18 protein-coding genes and 1 tRNA gene are annotated in these 19,942 nt (G+C 65.4%); 9 read left to right on the top strand and 10 right to left on the bottom strand.

The genetic code is table 11. The features are described 5' to 3' along the window. The first annotated feature begins 69 nt into the window (after window positions 1-69). The 4 genes from FLL57_RS09075 (at window position 70) to FLL57_RS09090 (ending at window position 2,213) form a co-directional block, all read left to right on the top strand. Complete coding sequence (locus FLL57_RS09075) at window positions 70-426, top strand: integration host factor subunit alpha (RefSeq protein ID WP_013502465.1); 357 nt, start codon at window positions 70-72, stop codon at window positions 424-426. A 14-nt stretch (window positions 427-440) separates the two neighbouring features. Further along, the gene (locus FLL57_RS09080; protein ID WP_142882709.1) at window positions 441-1,181 is read left to right on the top strand and encodes a MerR family transcriptional regulator; all 741 of its coding nucleotides are present in this window, start codon (window positions 441-443) and stop codon (window positions 1,179-1,181) included. A 316-nt stretch (window positions 1,182-1,497) separates the two neighbouring features. Further along, window positions 1,498-1,575, top strand: a tRNA-Pro gene (locus tag FLL57_RS09085). Window positions 1,576-1,775: 200 nt separating this feature from the next. After that, window positions 1,776-2,213: a hypothetical protein gene (locus tag FLL57_RS09090; protein ID WP_142882710.1), complete on the top strand. Its 438-nt coding sequence runs from the start codon at window positions 1,776-1,778 to the stop codon at window positions 2,211-2,213. A gap of 114 nt (window positions 2,214-2,327) precedes the next feature. Here FLL57_RS09090 and FLL57_RS09095 read toward each other — a convergent pair whose 3' ends face one another. Further along, the gene (locus FLL57_RS09095; RefSeq protein ID WP_013502462.1) at window positions 2,328-2,645 is read right to left on the bottom strand and encodes a hypothetical protein; all 318 of its coding nucleotides are present in this window, start codon (window positions 2,643-2,645) and stop codon (window positions 2,328-2,330) included. Between the two features lie 219 nt (window positions 2,646-2,864). On the opposite strand from FLL57_RS09095, the gene FLL57_RS09100 reads away from it, so the two are divergent. Further along, window positions 2,865-3,647, top strand: coding sequence for a DUF169 domain-containing protein (locus FLL57_RS09100; protein WP_142882711.1), 783 nt, complete (start codon window positions 2,865-2,867; stop codon window positions 3,645-3,647). A gap of 159 nt (window positions 3,648-3,806) precedes the next feature. Here FLL57_RS09100 and FLL57_RS09105 read toward each other — a convergent pair whose 3' ends face one another. After that, a complete protein-coding gene (locus tag FLL57_RS09105; protein ID WP_047308119.1) occupies window positions 3,807-5,366 on the bottom strand; it encodes an undecaprenyl-phosphate glucose phosphotransferase in 1,560 nt (519 codons plus the stop codon). A gap of 113 nt (window positions 5,367-5,479) precedes the next feature. Then, entirely contained in the window at window positions 5,480-6,619 is a 1,140-nt protein-coding gene (locus FLL57_RS09110; protein ID WP_013502459.1) for a glycosyltransferase family 4 protein, read from the bottom strand. A gap of 268 nt (window positions 6,620-6,887) precedes the next feature. Here FLL57_RS09110 and FLL57_RS09115 point away from each other — a divergent pair, with 268 nt between their 5' ends. Next, complete coding sequence (locus tag FLL57_RS09115) at window positions 6,888-9,251, top strand: GumC family protein (RefSeq protein WP_142882712.1); 2,364 nt, start codon at window positions 6,888-6,890, stop codon at window positions 9,249-9,251. A 79-nt stretch (window positions 9,252-9,330) separates the two neighbouring features. Here FLL57_RS09115 and FLL57_RS09120 read toward each other — a convergent pair whose 3' ends face one another. Continuing rightward, the gene (locus FLL57_RS09120; protein ID WP_142882713.1) at window positions 9,331-10,524 is read right to left on the bottom strand and encodes a GNAT family N-acetyltransferase; all 1,194 of its coding nucleotides are present in this window, start codon (window positions 10,522-10,524) and stop codon (window positions 9,331-9,333) included. Window positions 10,525-10,651: 127 nt separating this feature from the next. Here FLL57_RS09120 and FLL57_RS09125 point away from each other — a divergent pair, with 127 nt between their 5' ends. Further along, the gene (locus FLL57_RS09125) at window positions 10,652-11,695 is read left to right on the top strand and encodes a polysaccharide deacetylase family protein (protein WP_142882714.1); all 1,044 of its coding nucleotides are present in this window, start codon (window positions 10,652-10,654) and stop codon (window positions 11,693-11,695) included. Between the two features lie 14 nt (window positions 11,696-11,709). Here FLL57_RS09125 and FLL57_RS09130 read toward each other — a convergent pair whose 3' ends face one another. The 3 genes from FLL57_RS09130 to FLL57_RS09140 form a co-directional block, all read right to left on the bottom strand. Next, the gene (locus tag FLL57_RS09130; RefSeq protein WP_142882715.1) at window positions 11,710-12,855 is read right to left on the bottom strand and encodes a NapC/NirT family cytochrome c; all 1,146 of its coding nucleotides are present in this window, start codon (window positions 12,853-12,855) and stop codon (window positions 11,710-11,712) included. 85 nt (window positions 12,856-12,940) lie between these two features. After that, a complete protein-coding gene (locus FLL57_RS09135) occupies window positions 12,941-13,942 on the bottom strand; it encodes a cytochrome-c peroxidase (RefSeq protein ID WP_142882716.1) in 1,002 nt (333 codons plus the stop codon). Window positions 13,943-14,232: 290 nt separating this feature from the next. Beyond that, the gene (locus FLL57_RS09140; protein ID WP_013502453.1) at window positions 14,233-14,715 is read right to left on the bottom strand and encodes a Dps family protein; all 483 of its coding nucleotides are present in this window, start codon (window positions 14,713-14,715) and stop codon (window positions 14,233-14,235) included. Window positions 14,716-15,109: 394 nt separating this feature from the next. On the opposite strand from FLL57_RS09140, the gene FLL57_RS09145 reads away from it, so the two are divergent. Continuing rightward, a complete protein-coding gene (locus tag FLL57_RS09145) occupies window positions 15,110-15,997 on the top strand; it encodes a hypothetical protein (protein ID WP_142882717.1) in 888 nt (295 codons plus the stop codon). 78 nt (window positions 15,998-16,075) lie between these two features. Here FLL57_RS09145 and FLL57_RS09150 read toward each other — a convergent pair whose 3' ends face one another. Further along, entirely contained in the window at window positions 16,076-16,288 is a 213-nt protein-coding gene (locus tag FLL57_RS09150) for a DUF2842 domain-containing protein (protein WP_047308111.1), read from the bottom strand. Between the two features lie 96 nt (window positions 16,289-16,384). Here FLL57_RS09150 and FLL57_RS09155 point away from each other — a divergent pair, with 96 nt between their 5' ends. Next, entirely contained in the window at window positions 16,385-17,497 is a 1,113-nt protein-coding gene (locus FLL57_RS09155; protein ID WP_142882718.1) for a COX15/CtaA family protein, read from the top strand. 13 nt (window positions 17,498-17,510) lie between these two features. Here FLL57_RS09155 and FLL57_RS09160 read toward each other — a convergent pair whose 3' ends face one another. Together FLL57_RS09160 and FLL57_RS09165 are read right to left on the bottom strand one after the other, a co-directional pair. Beyond that, window positions 17,511-18,188, bottom strand: a complete 678-nt coding sequence (locus FLL57_RS09160; protein ID WP_142882719.1) for a TetR/AcrR family transcriptional regulator — start codon at window positions 18,186-18,188, stop codon at window positions 17,511-17,513. A gap of 1 nt (window position 18,189) precedes the next feature. Continuing rightward, window positions 18,190-19,929: a thiamine pyrophosphate-binding protein gene (locus FLL57_RS09165; protein ID WP_142882720.1), complete on the bottom strand. Its 1,740-nt coding sequence runs from the start codon at window positions 19,927-19,929 to the stop codon at window positions 18,190-18,192. Window positions 19,930-19,942 lie beyond the last annotated feature (13 nt).

Genomic DNA, 19,942 nt, shown 5'->3' on the forward strand with positions numbered 1-19,942 from the left:
TGTTGACCGCCGATTGTTAACCTCTTAATTTCAGCGCAGATTTTCTTTCGCCGTGAGGTGGGGCAGGCGATGGCCGGACGAACAGTCACACGTGTCGATCTATGCGAGGCGGTCTACCAGAAGGTCGGACTGTCGCGCACCGAGTCGTCGGCATTCGTCGAACTGGTGTTGAAGGAAATCACCGACTGCCTGGAGCGGGGCGAGACGGTGAAGCTGTCGTCGTTCGGATCGTTCCTGGTGCGGCAGAAGGGGGAGCGTGTCGGGCGCAACCCGAAGACCGGCACCGAGGTGCCGATCTCGCCGCGGCGGGTGATGGTGTTCAAGCCGTCGGCGATCCTCAAGCAGCGCATCAACGCCAATGGCGCTGTGCCTGCGTCGACTACAGAATCTGACGAAAATACCGCGCAAACCGCCTCCGGCGGCTGACGGGGAGCTGGCCCTTGGACAAGGCGCCCGACGCATTCCGCACCATCAGCGAGGTCGCAGCCGATCTCGACATTCCGCAGCACGTGCTGCGGTTCTGGGAGACACGGTTCAGCCAGATCAAGCCGATGAAGCGGTCGGGCGGCCGGCGCTACTACCGGCCCGACGACGTCGATCTGCTCAAGGGCATCCGCCGGCTGCTGTACGGCGAGGGGTACACCATCCGCGGGGTGCAGCGGATCCTCAAAGAGCACGGCATCAAGTCGGTGCAACGGCTGGCTGACGCCGAGGTTCACGCCAGCTTCGGCGCGGTCGAGGCGGCGATCACCAGGTCCGTCGCGGAAGACGAAGAGTTCGAGCCGGTCCCCGGCGGCATCGACGCCGATGACGACGACTACGACGGCGAGGACGAGGGGCTCGATCTGCACGCCGCAATGGCCGAGCCGGACCGTCGCGCCGCGCCATCACCCGCGCCGCGCCGCCACGTTGAGGCGGAGCCGCGCCACGCGCCGCGGTTCGATGATCACGAGGACGACGATTTCGCCGTCGAGCCGGCTTCCGTCATGGCTGCTCCCGGCCGCGCGCCACGGTTCGATCTGCCGCCGCTTGAGTTTCCCGCCGCCAAGCTGCCGCCGGCGCCGCCTCCGGTCGATCTGGCTCCGCTCCGCACCGTACTCAGCGACCTGATCGCCTGCCGCGAGCTGCTCGACGCCGCGATCAAGGATGGCCGAGGGCAGGCGGATAGTCTTGAGCAATAGTCTCAAGAAGCGCCTTTAAGCGTAGACAAAGCCAGTGTTTTCGTCGTGGCCGGGCAAGTCCCGGCCATCCACGATCGGGCTTCTCGGCGAACACGGAGCCTTTTCGTTGTCAGCCAAGACACGGATGCCCGAGACATGCCATGGCATCTGGCTGTGCAACTGCTGGCGGCCAACACGGTCGGCGGTGGCTGGGGCGCGGACGCGAACGGATCAACGGGCCCAGCCCCGCATTCTAAGCCAAACACGCTTCGAATTGATCCTCCGCAGCTTGCGCGAACGCGCGATCGCCGCTACAGCATCAGGGCCGAAACGGCATCGGAGCGTGGCGCAGCCCGGTTAGCGCACTAGTCTGGGAGACTAGGGGTCGAAGGTTCAAATCCTTTCGCTCCGACCATTCGCAGCGATTGCTGCGCGTTGATCAGTGGTTCGATCGCCCCTTTAGAGCAGTGTTTGACAGATCTGACCGGCTATCTCGGTTCGCGACGAGTGGCGGCGTCGTCACCGCCGCCGACGCTGTTAGCATTCTTCCGCATCCTTCCGTGCTTCATTGAAATGTCATAACCTCGTTGCATCGCGACAAGCGAGGATTCGACAATGCGACTGCGTGTGCGAAAGGCGGCCCATTTTCTCGAAAGGTCCGGGCTGGCGCTGGCCGGCGCGGCGTGCGGCACCTTTGTTGGCGCCCATGTCGGCACCAGCTTCGCGGCGCTGACCACCATCGGATTCCTGCTGGCGATGATCGCGCTCGGCGCGGTGGGCTTCTATCTCGGCATCGACATTCCGCCGCTGTCGTTCCACGAACCGGACGAGCAGCCGCGCGGACGCGGCAAGATCGACACCGCCGAATTTCTCAGCGCGTTCGGTACCTTTCTGGCGACGCTGGCGGCGTTCGTATCGGTGACCGCCGTGGTGCTGCGGCTCAATCTGCATTCCAGCCTGAGCTGGCTGATCCTGGCCGGCTGGCTTGGCGGCGTCACCATGCAGATCTTCGCCGGCGCGATCGCCCGGCTGCAGCGGCGCCACAGCCATTGATCCATCCGGACCGGGTGAACCAAAACGAAAGCCGCCCCGGAGGGCGGCTTTCCAGTATCGTGGCGAGTTCTGCTTGGCCTGGCCCGGCGCGCGCGGGCAGGCTCCGCAGCGGGATTACTTGCGCCCCAGCACGCCGGCGACCGACTGCGGCAGCGGAATCTTGGCGACGAGCTGCGGTGCGAACACGACTGCCGCGATCGCCAGCGCGATCAGCACCGGCAGGAATTCGAACGACGACACCTCGACCACGATCCAGATCGCGACGATCAGCGCGGCGAGTTCAGCGGCGAAATACATCAGCACCGTGGTGAAGCCGGGCTTGGGTGCTTTGGTCAGCGGCGGCGCGATGAAGGCGACGAACACCGAAAACACCAGAAGCGCAGCCAGCAACAGGAACAGAAAGGCCGCGGTCTGAAGTGTGGCTGCCAGCATCAAGGGTCTCCTCGGATCGACTGAATCTGGCTGCAAGACTAGGGCAATTCGCCGAATCGCAAAAGCGCGCCGCTTGTCCGGAACGCGCCTGACGACGAATGCCGGCCTCACCGCTGCGCCGTTGACGCCGCGGACTCGCGCCGGCGGGTCCGCGCGGCTAAGCTGGCCGCCAAGCCGTGCAGCAAGCGCGGCACCGATAGATCGATAGGGAGTTCGCCCATGGACGCCGTTGCGCCGGTCCGTTTCGACCTTGCCGCGCTGGTCGACGATCTCAACGCGCTGCTGCGGCTGAAGACCACAGTGATCGGGATGAAGCTGTTCAGAACCGTCGCCGAGATGGAGGCGGTGCCGAAGATCCGGCGGCCGAACGCGATCCACACCACCGACCAGATCGTCAGCATGGCTTCGCGGCTCGGCTGGACCGTCGGGATCACCGCTGCCGATCTGGTCGGAGAACAATGCCGCGCGGTGATCGGCCTCGCACCGCAGGACGACCAATGGCTCGCCGGGCGCTCCTATGTCGGCGTGTGGCATGCGACACAGGAAGACGCCAGCGCGCGCCAGCACGCGCTCGACGTGGTGCCGTTCGGCCATCACCAGGCGATGGCGGTCTCGCCGCTGGCGAGCGGCCGGCTCGATCCGCCGGACATCTGCCTCGTCTATGCGACGCCCGGTCAGATGATCATCCTGATCAACGGCCTGCAATATGCCGGCTACAAGAAGTTCGAATGGAGCGTGGTCGGCGAGACCGCCTGCGCGGATTCCTGGGGCAGGGCGCTGAAGACCGGCGAGCCGAGCCTGTCGCTGCCGTGCTTCGCGGAGCGCCGATACGGCGGCGTGCCGGACGAGGAGATGCTGATGGCACTCAGCCCGTCGTATCTTTCCAAGGCCATCGAGGGCATGAAGCAGCTCGCCAGGAACGGCCTGCGCTACCCGATCGCGCCCTACGGGATCCAGGCCGATGTCCGGGCCGGGATGGGCGTCTCGTATGGGAATAAGTAACAACCACTCAACTCGTCATTCCGGGGCGCGAGCGGAAGCTCGCGAGTCCGGAATCTCGATGTGGTGAGGCAGGACGTTTCAAAAATCTTCGGGATTCCGGGTTCGCCGCTGCGCGGCGCCCCGGAATGACGGTGTGGGGAGCGCGCTGAAACGAGCGCCTCAGTACGCGTTCTCGCCCTTGAGCAGGGCCCACGGCGTTTTCAGCAGAATGTAGAGGTCGAACAGCACCGACCAATTCTCGATGTAGTACAGGTCGAACTCGACGCGCTTCTGAATTTTTTCTTCGTTGTCGATCTCGCCGCGCCAGCCGTTGATCTGGGCCCAGCCGGTGATGCCGGGCTTGACGCGGTGGCGTGCGAAGTAGCCGTCGACGGCTTCGTCGAACAGGCGGCTTTGCAGCTTGCCCTGCACCGCATGTGGGCGCGGGCCGACCAGCGACAGATTGCCCTTGAACACCACATTGATCAGTTGCGGCAGCTCGTCGAGACTGGTGCGGCGGATGAAGCGGCCGACGCGGGTGACGCGCGGATCGTTGCGGGTGACGACCTTGGAGGCGGTCGGGTCGGCCTGGTGGTGATACATCGACCGAAACTTGAGTACGTCGATGCGCTCGTTGTTGAAGCCGAACCGCTTCTGCCGGAACAGCACCGGACCGGGGCTGTCGAGCTTGATCGCCAGCGCCACCAGCGCCATCACGGGCGCGGCGGCGATCAGGATCAGACCGCCGACGACCCGGTCGAATACCTGCTTTATCACCTGATCCCAATCGGTGATCGGCGCTTCGAAGACATCGAGCGTCGGCACCTTGCCGAGATAGGAATAGGCGCGCGGACGGAACCTGAGCTTGTTGGTGTGCGCGGACAAGCGGATGTCGACCGGCAGCACCCACAGCTTCTTCAGCATGTCGAGGATGCGGGTCTCTGCCGAGATCGGCAACGCGAACAGCACCAGATCGACGCGAGTGCGGCGGGCGAATTCGGGGATGTCGTCGACCTTGCCGAGTTTCGGCACGCCGGCGCAAGTGGGAAGCGAACGGGAGTCGTTGCGGTCGTCGAACACGCCGAGGATGCGAATGTCGGAAGCGTCCGCCTGGTCGGCCCTCAGTGCCTCGATCAGCTTGCTGCCGTTGGCGTCGGCACCGACGATCACGGTGCGGCGGTCGAGTCTGCCTTCGCGCGCCCAGCGACGGACCAGCCCGCGCACCGCAAGCCGCTCGGCGATCAGCGCTGCGAGACCGGCGAAATAGAACGAGGCGAGCCACAGCCGCGACACTTCGCCGCCGAGTTTGGCGAAGAACGATGCGCCGATGAAGAGCAAGAAGACGAACGACCAGGCCGAGAGCAGCCGCGTCATCTGTTGCAGGGTGCCCCGAAAAAGCTGCACCGCGTAAAGGTCGGCGGCCTGGAACACGATGATCGAGGTCATCGTGGTGCCGAGAATGGCGCCGATGTATTCCCAGACGAAGCCTTCTCGGCGCACGAGGATGGCGAAATACAGAGCGATGCCGACCAGCGCGATCACCAGGAAATCGGCGAGCCGCACCGAGCCGGCGATCACGATCGGCGAATAGGCCGGGCGCACCTTTTGATTGGCCACCGCGAGGGCGGCCGGCGACAACCGCTTGCGGCGTTCCACCCGCGGCGCGCCGTCGCCGGAGGCGGCGACCGCGGATCCCGTCGCAGCAGCGCTGATCATCGAACGGGCGCTGATCGGCTCCATTGGTTCATTTCCGTCACTTGCGCCGGCACCACCGATCGGTCGTCCGACGAACTCCCCCGAGTCCCGGCCTTAACGGAAAAGTCGCAAGAAACGGTTAGCGCGATCACCCAAGCTCAGCGCTTCGCCAGCGCCGCGCGGTAGCCCGCGAGCACGCCTTCGACCATCGCCTTCTGCGAGAAATGCAGGAAGATCCGTTCGCGCAGCCGGCGCGCCCGCTCGCGGGCGGCGGGCTGATCGTCGAGCGCCGCGGCGATCGTGGCGGCCATCGCCGCCGGATCGCTTGGGGCGAACAGCGCATCACGATGTTCCGGGCCGAAGATTTCGGGAATGCCGCCGACGTCGGCGGCGATCATCGGTACGCCTGCGGCGGCCGCCTCGATCACCACATAGGGCATCGAATCGCCGCGCGACGGCACCACCAGCAGCCGGCCTTGGCCGAAGCCGTGGCGCGCCTTGACGTGGCCGATGAAGCGCACCGCTGTGCCGAGGCCGAGCCGCGCCACCTGCGCCTTCAGAGCTTCGGTTTCTTCGCCGTCACCACCGAGCGTCAGCGTCACCGCGCGGCCCTCGGCGCGCAATCGCGCGATAGCGTCGATCAACAGATCGGCGCCTTTGATGTGGCGGAACTCGCCGACGTAGCAGACGTCGGTGGCGTCGGCGGCGAGCGTGATCGGATCGAATTCGCCGGCGGTGACACCGTTGAACACACATCGCACCATGGCTTCGGGCTTGCCGATCATCCGCTCGTAGGTGGCGCGTGCGAATTCGCTTTCGAACAGGAAAAGCTCGGTGCGGTTCATCGAGAGCCGCTCGAGTCGGCTGTAGAGCTGGCCCTCGAGCGTCGAGGTCGGGTAGTGCAGCGAGCCGCCGTGCGGGGTGTAGACCCGGATCGAGCCGGACGGCCTCGGCACCACGCGCATGAACACTCCGGCCTTGGCACCGTGGCCATGCAGCACGTCGGGTTTCAACGCGGCGATCAGACGACTGAAACGCACCCACACCATCAAATCGGTGATGCTCGGTTCGCGCCGGATCGGCATTCGATACACGCCGAGCTTCATTCGTGGCGCGATCTCCGCGAGCGCAGCCACTGCGCGGTCACCGCCGGTCAGGTTGTCGGTGATCAACGCGACCTGATGGCCGCGCTCCGCCTGGCCGTTGGCAAGGTCGAGGATGTGGCGGAAGATGCCTCCCACCGGGGCGCGCACCGCATGGACGATTCGCAACGGGAGGTCAGGAGCAGCCGCGCTCATCGGGCCTCCGCCGCGCGCGGCACGCCGCAGCGACAGTCGCGACGGCGCGCGGCGGGAAGCGAGGCGATCAAAGCGGGGGCGCGAGACATGAGGAGGATCCGGAAAGGCCGACGCGATTAACGGCCTTCGTAGTTAACGAAGCGTGTCCGTGTGCATTCGGTCAACATGGATGAGGAGCGTGCATCCGTCGAGATTAACCGCACGGCAACCTTAATGGTTTGTAGTCGGTTCCGCACTGACGGTCGGTCGCGTCACGTAGGAGTATGCAATGCGGATCGCGTTTTGGCGCCGGAACAACGACGACAAGGCGAAGGCTTCGGTCGCGACTCGCGAAGCATCGGCCGCAGCCGTCGCCCCGGCATCGCGACCCGACGCTGCGCCCGATATGCCCGCGGTGCCCAAGCCCGCGATCCGGCAGGCGATCTTCAAACGGTCTCCGACCCGCAATCCGGCGCTCGACAAGCCGGCGCCGCTGCCGCCGGACGGCGATATCGACGTCCGGCTGATCGGGCAGGCGCTCGCCCGCAAGAAGCACCTGATCATCGCGCCGACCCTGCTGGCGCTGGTGGTGTCTCTGGCGATCGTCAACCTGATCACCCCGCGCTACAAATCCGAGGCCCGCATCCTGATCGACGGTCGCGAGAACAGCTTCCTGCGTCCGACCGGCGAGCGTGACGATCAGCGCAGCGGGCCGGATCCGGAAGCGGTGGCCAGCCAGGTCCAGCTTCTGCTGTCACGCGAGCTGGCGCTCGACATCATCAAGAAGAACAAGCTCGCCGAGCGCCCCGAATTCGATCCGGTGCTGAAGGGCATCAACCCGCTGAAGTCGTTGCTGGCGCTGATCGGCATCGGCCGCGATCCGTTCGCGATGACTCCGGAAGAACGTGTCCTGAACGCGTATTACGAGCGGCTGACCGCCTACGCGGTCGATAAGTCGCGGGTGATGGTGGTGGAATTCCAGTCGCAAGACCCGGAACTTGCGGCGCGCGTCGCCAATTCGATCGCCGACGGCTATCTGGTGCTGCAGCAGAACGCGCGCCAGGCCCAGGCCAGGGCGGCGGGGCAATGGTTGTCCGGCGAAATCGAATCGCTGCGCCGAAAGGTGTCGGAGGCCGAGGACAAGGTCGAGGAGTTCCGCTCCAAGTCGAGTCTGTTCATCGGCACCAACAATACCTCGCTGTCCAATCAGCAGCTCGGTGACATCAACGCCCAGCTCGCCAATGCCCGGGCCTTGAAATCCGACGCGGAGGCCAAGGCGCGGCTGATCAAGGAAATGTTGAAGAACGGCGGTCCGATCGAGGCGTCGGAAGTGCTGAACTCCGAATTGATCCGCCGGCTGTCGGAGCAACGCGTCACGCTGCGGGCCCAGCTCGCCGAACAGAGCTCGACGCTGCTCGGAGGCCATCCGCGGATCAAGGAGCTGAAGGCGCAGCTTTCCGATCTCGACCAGCAATTGCGCGACGAGGCGGTGAAGCTGTCGCGCTCGTTCGAGAACGACGCGCGGATCGCCAGCAGCCGGGTGGAGAACCTGTCGGCGAGTCTCGACCAGTTGAAGAAGCTGGCGTCGGCGAGCAACGGCCAGGACGTGCAGCTCCGCGCACTGGAGCGTGAGGCCAAGGCGCAGCGCGATCTGCTTGAATCCTATCTGGCGAAGTATCGCGAGGCGACGACGCGCGAGAGTCTCGACCGGACGCCGTCCGACAGCCGCATCATTTCGCGCGCGATCGTCTCCAACACGCCGGACTATCCGAAGAAGTTTCCGATCGTGCTGATCGCGACGCTGGCGACGCTGCTGCTGACCTCAGGCGGCATCGCGACCGGCGAACTGCTGCGGATGACCCAGCCGCGGCCGCGCAACGCTGCTGCCCCTGTGCTGGACGAACCCAGGCCGGCACCGCAACCTGCTGCCGTTGCGGCTCCGAAGGCTGCTCCGACTGCACCCCTCTCGCAGACTGAGACAGTCGCGGCGGCGCCTCCCATCGAGCTCGCGCCGGTCGCAGTGCCCCAGGCCGCAATTCCGGCACCTGCGCCGTCCGACGAAATCGAGGCGCTGGTCGCGCGGTTGCAGAGCGTCGGGGAGGGCGGCCGCAAGCTCACCGTGCTCGGCACCGGCGCGACCGATTCCGTCACCACCACCGCGCTGGTGCTGGCGCGCCGGCTGGCGCGTGACGCCAAAGTGGTGCTGATCGACCTGTCCGAATCCTCCGCAATGCTGAAAGCCGCATCGAGTGATCCGTCGGCGCCGGGGCTCGCCGAGCTGATGCTCGGCGAAGCGGCTTTCGGTCAGATCATCACCCGCGATCGGTCGTCCTCGCTGCAACTGGTCAGCGCCGGCAAGCCGGGATTCGATCGCCGGCTGCTCCATCTGCCGCGTTTGTCGCTCGCGATCGACGCGCTGATGCGGGTGTACGACCACGTGCTGCTGGACGCCGGCACCGCGTCGGATCTGCCGGCCGAGCTGTTGACGTCGCTCGCCCAGGCGGTCGTGGTGCCGGCGCCGACCATGTCCGGCGAGGCCCGCGCCAGGATGGCCGAGCAGCTCGTCGCGGTCGGTTTCTCGGAAGTGACGATGCTGCGCGCGGTCGAGCCGACCGACCCGGTGGAGCCGGGGCAGCGGTCCGCTGCCGCATAACTCGGAGATCGGGTCCGAGAGCAACGCCCGGGGAGCGTCCCGGACCTTGGCGCCTGCGATCGTTCGGTGACGTCGCGCTTCAGCGCGGCAGCGTCGCGCGCAGGCGCTGCACCATGCGCATCAGGGCAGGGCTGTGCTTGACCGCGTGCTTGCCGCGCCCCAACGCCGCCAGAGCTGGCGCGGCGATCCGGCCGCGTCCGGTCAAGGCGACGAAGCTGTCGAAGATCGGATCGAGATCCTTGCAGAACAGCTTCTTGTAGTCGTCCGAGCCGATGCCGAGATCGATCCGGCGATAGCCAAGCGCCGCATAGTGATCGACGATGTGACGCATCAGGATCAGGCCGGGGCTGTAGCGTGCCGCTTCAGACAGCGTGTAGGTGTTGAACATCATCGAGTAGCGACTGCCGTCGGCGACACCCGCATACATCGCGATCATCTCGGCGTCGGATTCGAGCGCATGAATCTCGATCGCCCGGCCGCCGCCGGCGAGCTCAGCGGCGCAGGCCTGTCGGATGAAATCGGCGACACCCGGTTCGGCGAAAACGTTCGGCAGATTCTGCGCCGCCATCCGAACCGGCTTGATCCGGAAGAACGCCTCGAGCAGCCGGTCGATGTCGGCCTGGGTGCGGGCCTGGCCGTAGCGATAGCCGGGCAGATCCTGCAGCTTGCGCTCCTTGCCCTTGAGCCTGCGGCGGAACGAGTTGCTGATCAGGTCGTTCGGCGCGGCCCCGACCGGCAGCAGCAGCACCGGGCAATCGTTGACCGAAGCCTGGTGCGACAGTTGCGCCAGCGGATTGGGCAGATCGTTCCAGCGCAGCGGCTGCTGCTGCAGAGCCAGCACGTCGGCGCCGCCAGCCCTCCGCAGGCCATCGAGCAGCGCCTCCAGATCGGACACGTCGGCGCTGAGCGCGAAATCACGTCGCCATAACGGCATGTTGAAGGTCGCGTGCTTGCCGCCGAGAAAACTCGCCATGCGGACACCAAAGTTGTGTTCGACACCGAGCGGCATCAGCAGCAGCGGCTGATCCTCCGCATCCCGCGCGATCACGACAAACGGCTCGATGCGCTCGGCGCTTCCGACATGGCGCAGCCAGGCGCTCAGGAAATCGAACCGCTGGTATGGCGATGAGTATTGGCCAGTCTGCTCGAGCATGCGCCAGACCGGCTCGGCGGCCGCGAGGTCGCGAACGACCTCGACGCGGGCGATCCGGCTCCGCAAGACAGCCGCGCGATCGGCGGTCCGGGCTTCAGTCAGCACGGCCATCATCGTCATCCGGCAGTCCAATGAGAGCAAACAGAGTGCGATACGAGCACGTGCGGACCTTTACAAACAAATCTCAACAAAGCGTAATGACTCTTCACCAAACTGGCGGCGATCGCCAGGCCGCGAGGGAATAGCCTTGTCGAACAACGGCTGGTGGACGGCGTCACGGCTGCAATTCACGTATTTCAGCGGTCTGGCGCTGGCCTCGGAATGGAACGGCCGTGGCGCCGGGGTGATCCTGCGGTTCGACCGGGTCCGACCGGCGCGGCGCGACCGGTTTCAGCCGCTGCGCGCCCGCGAGGTCACGCCGCAGTTTCTCGACGGGTTGCTGCGCGCGCTGACGCGGTGGAATTGCCCGGTGATCTCGATCGACGAGGCGTCCGCCCGGAGCGCGCGCGGCGGATCGCCGGGGCGTTTCGTCTGCCTAACGTTCGACGGTGGCTCGCGCGACATTGCCACCTACGCCTATCCAATCCTGGCGCGGCACGGCGTGCCGTTCACGGTGTATCTGCCGACCGCGTTTCCCGACGGGGTCGGCGAAGCCTGGTGGTTGGCGCTCGAGCAAGTGATCGCGCGTAGCGATCGGCTCGCACTACTGATCGATCATAGCGAGCGTCGGTTCGACACTGCGCGCCATTGCGACAAGGTGCAGGTGTTTCACTTTCTCGCAAGCTGGCTGCGCACGATGGCACCCGCAGCGCTGACCGCGGCGATCCAGGATCTGTGCAAGCGCTATTCGGTGAATCTCGCCGCGGTGACGCGCGAGGCGGTGATGGATTGGGACGACATCGGCCGGCTTGCTGCAGACCCTGGCGTCACCATCGGCAGCGCCACGGTGAACTATCCGGTGCTCGCCAATCTGTCCGACGTGGTAGCGCGCAAAGAGATCGCGATGGGCCGCGCGGTGCTTCAGGCGGCGCTCGGCCGCGATGCGCCGCATCTCGCATATCCGTTCGGAGACCGCGGCAGCTTCGGACCGCAGCACGTCGCCTCGGCGAAAGAGCAGCGGTTCGCCAGCGCGGTGACCACGCTTCCCGGTGTGATCGGTCGCGGCGCGCTCGATCCGCTGGCGCTGCCGCGGATTGCCTGGGACGGCCGGAAGCACTCGCTGCGCGGCCTGCGGGTGATTCTGTCGGGTCTGATGCCGGGAGCAGCGCGCGGCATCGGCCGGAGCGGGTAGGGCGCGGCACCGGCTCATGGCGCCGGCGCGACATCCTTGGCGTGGTTCTGCAGATACGCGCGGAGCAGTGCGACTTCCTCGCCGTCGAGGGCGGTCAGCCGCTTCATTGCGTTGACGTGGCCGATCCAGGCGTCGGCCTTGGCGCTGCGCGGCGGTTTCAGCGCATGGCACAGCGTGCAATTGTCGTCCTCGATCCGCGCCGCCAGCGTCCATAGCGAGTCACGGGAAGTCACGAACCGCCCCGGCGCGGCGCCGACCACGAGCCGCACCCGCGTCCAGTGATCGTCGGTGTCCTCGTCGGTGACGCTGTCCAGCGTCTCGATTTGCGTCCGTGCAGCCTCGGTCAGGGTTGCGGCGAGGATGCGTTTGCCGAAGCGTTGATAGAGCAGCTCGGGCGATCCCTCGCGCTGCCAGCCGGTCAATTCCAGCGTCAGCCGGTCGGGACCGACCGCGCGCACCGTCACCGCGGTGCTTGCGGCGAGTTCGCCGGCGCTCTGCTCGGTATCGCCGAGCCGAAGCGGCACTGAACCGATCGCGTACAGCGTCGTGCCCGGCGCCACGACGAGCTTGCCGGCATCGGCTTGCAGCGCGGCGAACGCCTTGCGGTGTCCGGCGGTGACGTCAGGCATCTTGTGGGCGATGCCCTTGTGGCAGTCGATGCAGGTTTTGCCGGCCTTCATCGCATCCTGCATCGCGCTCGCTGCCTTCGGGGTCTGCTTGTGGAAGTCCATCGCGTCGAAGGCGTGACAGTTGCGACATTCACGGCTGCCGTTGGCACGCATCCGGTCCCATTCGTGGCGGGCGAGTTCATGACGCTTGGCCTCGAATTTCTCGCGCGTGTCGATGCTGCCGATCGCCCAGTGATACAGCTCCTTGGTAGCGGTCACTTTGCGGATCAGCATCGGGCCCCAATCGCGCGGCACGTGGCAATCGGCGCAGACTGCGCGGACGCCGGAACGGTTGGTGTAGTGCGCGGTGGTATTGTATTCCTGATAAACGTTGTCGCGCATCGCGTGACACGAGGTGCAGAACGCCAGACTGTTGGTCGCGTGCATCGCGGTATTGAAGCCGCCCCAGGCGACCACGCCGCCGGCAGCGGCCAGCAGCACGACGAGCGCCAGCGGGCCGGGCCGCGCCAGTCGGCTCCAGATCGACGTCATGACAAGGTTCCGTCGTAACGACTTGGGCGCGGCGAGCGGACGGCGTTTGAGCTCCGCCGTCCGCGCCACATCTTTCCGGCCGCGCTCAGTCGAACGGCTTCGGCGGCACAGTCTTGTCGCTCGACGGCGGCAGGATCGGCAGCTTGAAGTCGGGCTGGTCGCCGGTCAGCGTCTTGAGGAAGGCGACGATCTTGGCGTTCTCGTCCGGCGTGAATTTCTTACCGAGCTGAATCCGCCCCATGGTATCGACCGCGTTGGACAGCGTCTGCGCCGCGCCGTCGTGGAAGTAGGGATAGGTCAGCTCGACGTTGCGCAGCGTCGGCACCTTGAAGTTGAAGCGGTCGGCTTCCTCCTTGGTGACGGCGAAGCGGCCTTCGGCCGGGTTGTCGGTCTTGTAAGGCTCGACCACGCCCATTTTCTGGAACGTGTTGCCGCCGACGGCTGCACCGTTATGACAGCCGGTGCAGCCGGAATCCTTGAACAGCTCGTAGCCGGCGCGCTCGGTCGGCGTCAGTGCTTTCTTGTCGCCTTTCAGCCATTTGTCGAACCGCGAGTTCGGTGTCACCAGCGTTTCTTCGAATGCCGCAATCGCGCGAGTCACTTCGTCGATATCGACCGTGCTGTTCTGGCCGAACACGGTTTTGAACTCGGTGACGTAGCCGGGGATCGACTTCAGCAGGTCGACCGCCAATTCGTGGGTGAACGCCATTTCGCCCGGATTGGCGATTGGTCCGCCGGCCTGATCCTTCAAGGTCAGCGCCCGGCCATCCCAGAACTGCGCAACGTTGAGGCTGGCGTTGAGCACCGTCGGCGAATTGATCGGCCCCCTCTGCCAGTTGTGGCCGATCGAGGTCTTCAGATTGTCCGACCCGCCCATCGACAGGTTGTGACACGAGTTGCAGGAGATGAAGCCGGACTTCGACAGTCGCGGATCGAAGAACAGCTTCTTGCCGAGTTCGACCAGTTTCTGATCCTTCACCACCGCCGGCTTGATCGGCGAGATTGGCTCGTCGCTCGCTGCGCGGGCAGGGACCGACAAGGTGACGGACAAAGCCGTCGCCAGCAGCAGCGTATGTGCGATTTTCATGAGAACCCCCACGGCAGGATTGGCATCGAAGGGGGGACCGACGGTCGCTCCGCGACGATGCGGAAGTGCCGCTAGAGTAATTCTTATTCGCAATGCGTTGCTTTGATCGGGGTCAAACGCGGCGCCGCACAACACCGCTTCCGCCTCGTCCAACTACCGGGAATGGCTGCGGTTTTTTGTCGCTCGGGCATCCCTGAGGGTTGCCTTAGCCGAAAGTCAAAGACGTATTCGCATTTGCAAAAGCGGCAGTCCGGACACTCCGGACCGCCGCTTTGTCACCAAGGCTCGGGTCAGTCTTCGAGCAGGCTGCGCAGCATCCAGGCGGTTTTCTCGTGGACGTCGAGCCGCTGAGTCAGCAGGTCGGCGGTCGGCTGGTCGTTGGCGTCCTCGACCAGCGGAAACAACTCGCGTGCGGTGCGGGCGGTGGCTTCCTGCGCCGACACCAGATGCCGGACCATCTCCAACGCCTTCGGCTGACCTTCGACCTCGGCGATCGACGCCAGCTTGACGAACTCCTTGTAGGTGCCCGGTGCCGGGAAGCCGAGTGCGCGGATCCGCTCGGCGATCTGATCGAGCGCGGTCCACTGCTCGGTGTACTGCGTCATGAACATCGCGTGCAGCGTGTTGAACATCGGTCCGGTGACGTTCCAGTGAAAATTGTGCGTCATCAGGTACAGCGTGTAGGAATCGGCAAGCAGCCGGGACAGGCCGCCGGCGATCTTCTCGCGCTTGTCTTCAGGAATACCGATATTGATCTTCGCAGGCTTGGTCATGTGCGGTCCTTGTTGATAGCGAGCCGGCGTGAGCCGGCCGCCGTAGATATATACCGTCTGACGGTAACGCGCCCGACGTGGGGCAAGGGGAAAATACCCCGAAAACCACCGAAATCAGCCTGAAATGTTGTCCGCCGCGATCATTGGCAACGTGATGCGGTACGCAATTACTAATCATTGTCATCAATCAATTTTCATACGCCTCGCATTTACAGGGCCTGTAAACAAAATGCTTTGACCGCGACGCGTTAGCAATTGCAGTTAGTCGACCGATGGAATTCATCGGGGGCTACTAATGATTGGGTGTAATACCGCGTCGCATCGCCGCGGCGGTCGGGGTCGGAGGCTGAAGGCTTCGCTTGTGGCAGCGGTCGGGGGACTGGCAGTAACTGCGATGGCAGCGTCGGCCGAGGAGTTGCCAGGCTGGCTGGCGTATGCGCAGGGGCCGTCACAGACCGCAACCGCGCTGGCGGCACCGGCCGAGGCGGCGCACGACGGTGTCGACACCGAGCACATCTTCGGCTTCAGCATGGGCTCGGACATCGGCAAGAAGGGCGAGATCGAACTCGAGATTGAGAATGTCGGGCGGTTCGGGCGGAGGTCGGGCTCCTACACCGGCGTCGGCGTGCTGTCGCAGGTCAAGTTCACCCTGACTGACAACTTCCGCGTCGCGCCGGGCGTCAGCTTCGCCTCGACCCAGATCAGCGGCGTGCCGGGCATGATCGACAACCGTCGCACCGCGGTCGCCGGTGCGTCGATGGAGTTCCGTTACAAGCTGCTCGACCGCGACGTGATGCCGTTCGGCCTGACTCTGCACGCCGCGCCCGGCTGGAACCGGGTCGACGAGCTGACCGGCTTCGACGCTCAGATCTACGGCACCGAATTCGCTGCACTGATAGACAAGGAACTGATCCGCGGCACGTTGTTCGCCGCGTTCAACCTCTGGTACTCGGGCGGAGCCTCGCGCGATCTCACCAATACCTGGTCGCACGACTCGGAATTCGCCGTGCAGGGCGCCTTGTCGTACAAGGTCAATTCGATGCTGATCGTCGGCGCCGAGGCGCGCTACGTGCGGGCCTATGGCGGGCTCGGGCTCGACCGCTTCTCCGGCGACGCGGTTTATGTCGGCCCGACCTTCTCGGCACATCTCACCGACAGGATCGGCCTGTCGGGGACCTGGAGCACCCAGGTGGCGGGCAAGGCCTGCGACGATCCGCGGCACCTCGACCTCGACAATTTCGAGCGGCACCAGGCGATGCTGCGGTTCAACTATCTGTTCTGAGCCGCCCGCCTCACGACAAACGACAACGCCGCCATCGGTGAGCCCGGTGGCGGCGTTGTTCATTCATGAGATCATTGCCTATTCGGCGGGGTCGGGACGCGACATCCAGGTCACCAGCGGCATCGCGGGCAGGACCCAGCCGAGGCCCGCCACCATGTAGTAGATCGCCTGCAACCATTTGGACTCGGCGATCACCGGGACTTGCGCGAACGCCATCGCGGTCAGCGACCACACGATCGCCAGCAGCAGCAGGCCGACGGTTCCGATCAATTTGCGGGTTCGAATATTCATCTCTCGCTCACACGCCGTTGATGCGTTCTCGCAACGCCTTGCGCGTAAGAACGGCCGGACTATAGAGTGCGGAAAAATCCGTTCAAGGGATGCTTTATGACCATCGCCGCGGCGCCGCCACCCTCACGAGCCCGCGCGGTGCGAGTCTGGCTGTTGCTGGTGGCGGGATTGATCGGAGTGATGGTGCTGGTCGGCGGCGCGACGCGGTTGACCGAATCCGGGCTGTCGATCGTCGAATGGAAGCCGGTCACCGGCACGCTGCCGCCGCTCAGCGAGGCGCAGTGGCGAGCTGCGTTCGACGGCTACAAGCAGATCCCGCAATATCGCGAACTGAACGCCGGCATGACGCTCGATCAGTTCAAAACCATCTTCTGGTGGGAATGGAGCCACCGGCTGCTCGGCCGGGTCATCGGCATCGTTTATCTGCTGCCGTTCCTCTGGTTCCTGTGGCGCGGCGCGATCGGTCCGCGATGGACGCGGGCGCTGTGGATCGTTTTCGGCCTCGGCGCGCTGCAGGGCGCGGTCGGCTGGTGGATGGTGGCCTCGGGACTGTCGCAGCGGACCGAAGTGTCGCAGGTCCGGCTCGCCATCCATTTGACGCTGGCACTGATCATCTACGCGGCGATCGTGTGGACGGTGTGCCGGATGACGGACCGGGTTCGCGTCGCGGCACCGCTCCGGCTGAAGGCGACGGCTCTGGTTCTGCTCGGGCTGACGTTCGTGCAGCTCTTTGCCGGCGCGCTGGTCGCCGGCCTGCGCGCCGGACGGCTTTACAACACCTGGCCCGAGATCGACGGCGCGCTGATCCCGGACGCGGCACGGCTGTGGTTCGAAACCCCGTGGTGGAGGAATCTGTTCGACAATCATCTCACCGTACAGTTCGATCACCGCATGCTGGCCTACGCGCTGTGGACGCTGGCGGCGCTGCACATGATCGACGCGCTGCGGACGCGGGCAGGGGCCGCGGCACGCGGCGCGGTCCTGCTGTTCCTGGCGCTCACCGCGCAGGCCGTGCTCGGCATCCTCACCGTGCTGTACGCCGCGCCGATCGACCTCGCCCTGGCGCATCAGGCAATGGCACTGGTGGTGCTGACGCTGACGGTGCTGCAGGCGGAACGGCTGACGGCGACGAGAGTGGATCGCACCGCGCTCGATCGCGGCCGTGCCACGCAACTGGCGGTCCCGTCCAAGCCATTCCCGTCGGCATAGTCGCTGCGGCCGGCTACGGCTTCGCGGTCCTGCTCGTTCGCGCGGGCTTTCGCGCACCGGTTCGACGCGACGATAAGAGTTCAGCAGCAATCCGGCTGCGAGCGGTTTTGGTGACGACGCCCAGCAGCAGCAGGCGCGTTGCCAGATGCATCTCCTGGGCGAAGCGCTTCCTGTTCCAGTTCACGGCGAGCCAGGCCTCCGTGGTCGAGGCCATCGCACGCAGCAGTACCTCGGTGAAGGCCTCGTCATCGACGACGCGCTCGATTTCACCGGCGTCGACTGCGGCGCGCACTATCGCGCACCACAATTGCTGCCCTTCGGCAAGCATCATTCCCCGGAGCTCGGCGGCGTGCTCACCCTGCATCGCGGCGTAGAGACCGCGATAGAACGCAGGCTCTGCGCAATAGTGCTTCACCACCAGATCGATGGCCGCCTCGAGTTGGGCGAGCGGCGATCCCGGGGACCGGGTCGCGAGGCGGGTTTCGAACGCGGCGAACTCGTCCCGAACGACCAGCCGCAACAAGTCGGCCTTTGTCCCGACCAGATTGTAGGGCGTCGCCGGGCTCACGCCCGCGCGCTTGGCGAGCTGGATCATTGAAAACCCGGCCCCGCCGGATTCGCGGATCAGGGCGTGCGCGGCTGTGACCAGCCCGCGCCGCCGCGATTCCAGAGTGGTCGTCGATAGTGTCATCTCATGCCGTGTCTGCTGGGATGTTCTCGTAATAGGGAATCAACACGTCGTTGCTGCCCTCCTGAACCTGACCGAGCATCGCCACTGTCACAGGATGGACCACGTCGGCATCCGTCATCACCTCAATAAAGGCCGGTCCGCTGCTGGCGAAGGCGCGCTCCAGCGCCGGCGCGAGGTCGGCAAACCGGGTCACACGCTCGGCATGACAACCGAAGGCCTGGGCGATGTTGGCAAAGTGTGTTCCACCCAGCTTCGAGATCACATGATAGTTGCTGCCGAACATGATTTGCTGGCCGTGGATCGACATTCCCCACACTTCATTGTTGAGAATCACGGTGATGATCGGCAAGCGGTGCCGGACCATGGTGTCGAGTTCCTGCAGGTGGAATCCAAACGCGCCATCGCCGGTCAGGTGAATCACCCGGCGGTCCGGAGCTGCGATCTGGGCGCCGATCGCGAACCCGGGTCCGATCCCCAGGCAGCCGAGATAGCCGTGACTGATAACCGCCCCCGGCCGATCGACCACCGCTGCCGCAGCGCCCCATGATGCGGATTCCCCGCCATCGAACACATACATCGCCCCCGGCCCAGCGGTTTCGGCGACCGCACGAGCCGCGTGGTAGGGATGGATGCCTTGCGTGGTCTCACGATCGGGAAACATCGTGGCAAACAGCCCGGTTGCCGAGACCGCCTTCGCCCGCCACCCTTCCAACTCGTTGAACTGGTCGTCTTTCAGAGCAGCGTCGAGCGCGCGCGTCGCCTCGGTGCAGTCCGCCAGGATGGGCAGATCGACGTCGCGGATCCGGCCCATCTCGGCCGCATCGCCGTGGATCTGCACCAGCGTTGCGCCGTGCGGCACAAGTGCGCCGGAACGTCCGCCGAGCAGCAGGCCGAGTTTGCCGCCCAGCAGGATGACCAGATCCGGCCGATCGATCCCCAGCATCGGCAACAGGGCGAGGTTGCCGGCCGCACCGCCATTGCATAGGTGGCCCGGCGGCAGGATGCCGGCCGCCAGCGACTTGGTGAACACCGGCAGCGGCACTCTGGCACACAGTGCTCGCAACGCCTCCGCGGTTTCGTGATTGGCTGCGCCATTGCCGGCGATCAGCACGGGGCGCTTGGCCGCCCGCAGCAGCTCGACTAATCGCGTAACCTCAGCCGGGGCGGGCGCGGGGCGCGGATTGACACCGACGCCGGCCGGAGGAGTGGCGCGCGAAGCGGAGACGCTCATATGCAGCACGTCGATCGGCACTTCGAGCAGCACGGCGCCCCGCGGCAACGTCATCGCCTTGCGGATCGCCATCGCGGTGAGATCGGCGATCCGCTCCGTGCTGGGGATCGAGAACGCCCATTTCACCGCCGGCCGCGCGATCGCAACCTGATCGATCCCGCCCTGGAGCGGATTGGTTTCGATCTCGCGCAGCGGCGGCGCTCCGACGATGAACAGCACCGGTGAACCATCGAGCTGCGCGTTGGTCATCGCCGAGAGTGCGTTGGTGAAGCCGGGCCCGGCTGTGACGATGCAGACCCCGAGCTTGCCGGTCGCACGCGCATACGCATCGGCAGCGTGGCCGGCCGACGACTCGTGGCGGAAATCGATCAGGGCGATGTCTTCCTCGATGCACCCCTTGAGCAGCGCTTCAAGATGGCCACCGTGCAGCGCAAACGCTTGGCTGACACCAGCGGCTTTCAGCGTCTTCGCCAGCAATTGTCCGCCGACCAGGCGATCTTGTTCTGCCATCTCATTCCTCCCT

The sequence above is a fragment of the Rhodopseudomonas palustris genome (genome assembly GCF_007005445.1).
In the GTDB taxonomy this organism is placed as follows: Bacteria; Pseudomonadota; Alphaproteobacteria; order Rhizobiales; family Xanthobacteraceae; genus Rhodopseudomonas; species Rhodopseudomonas palustris_G.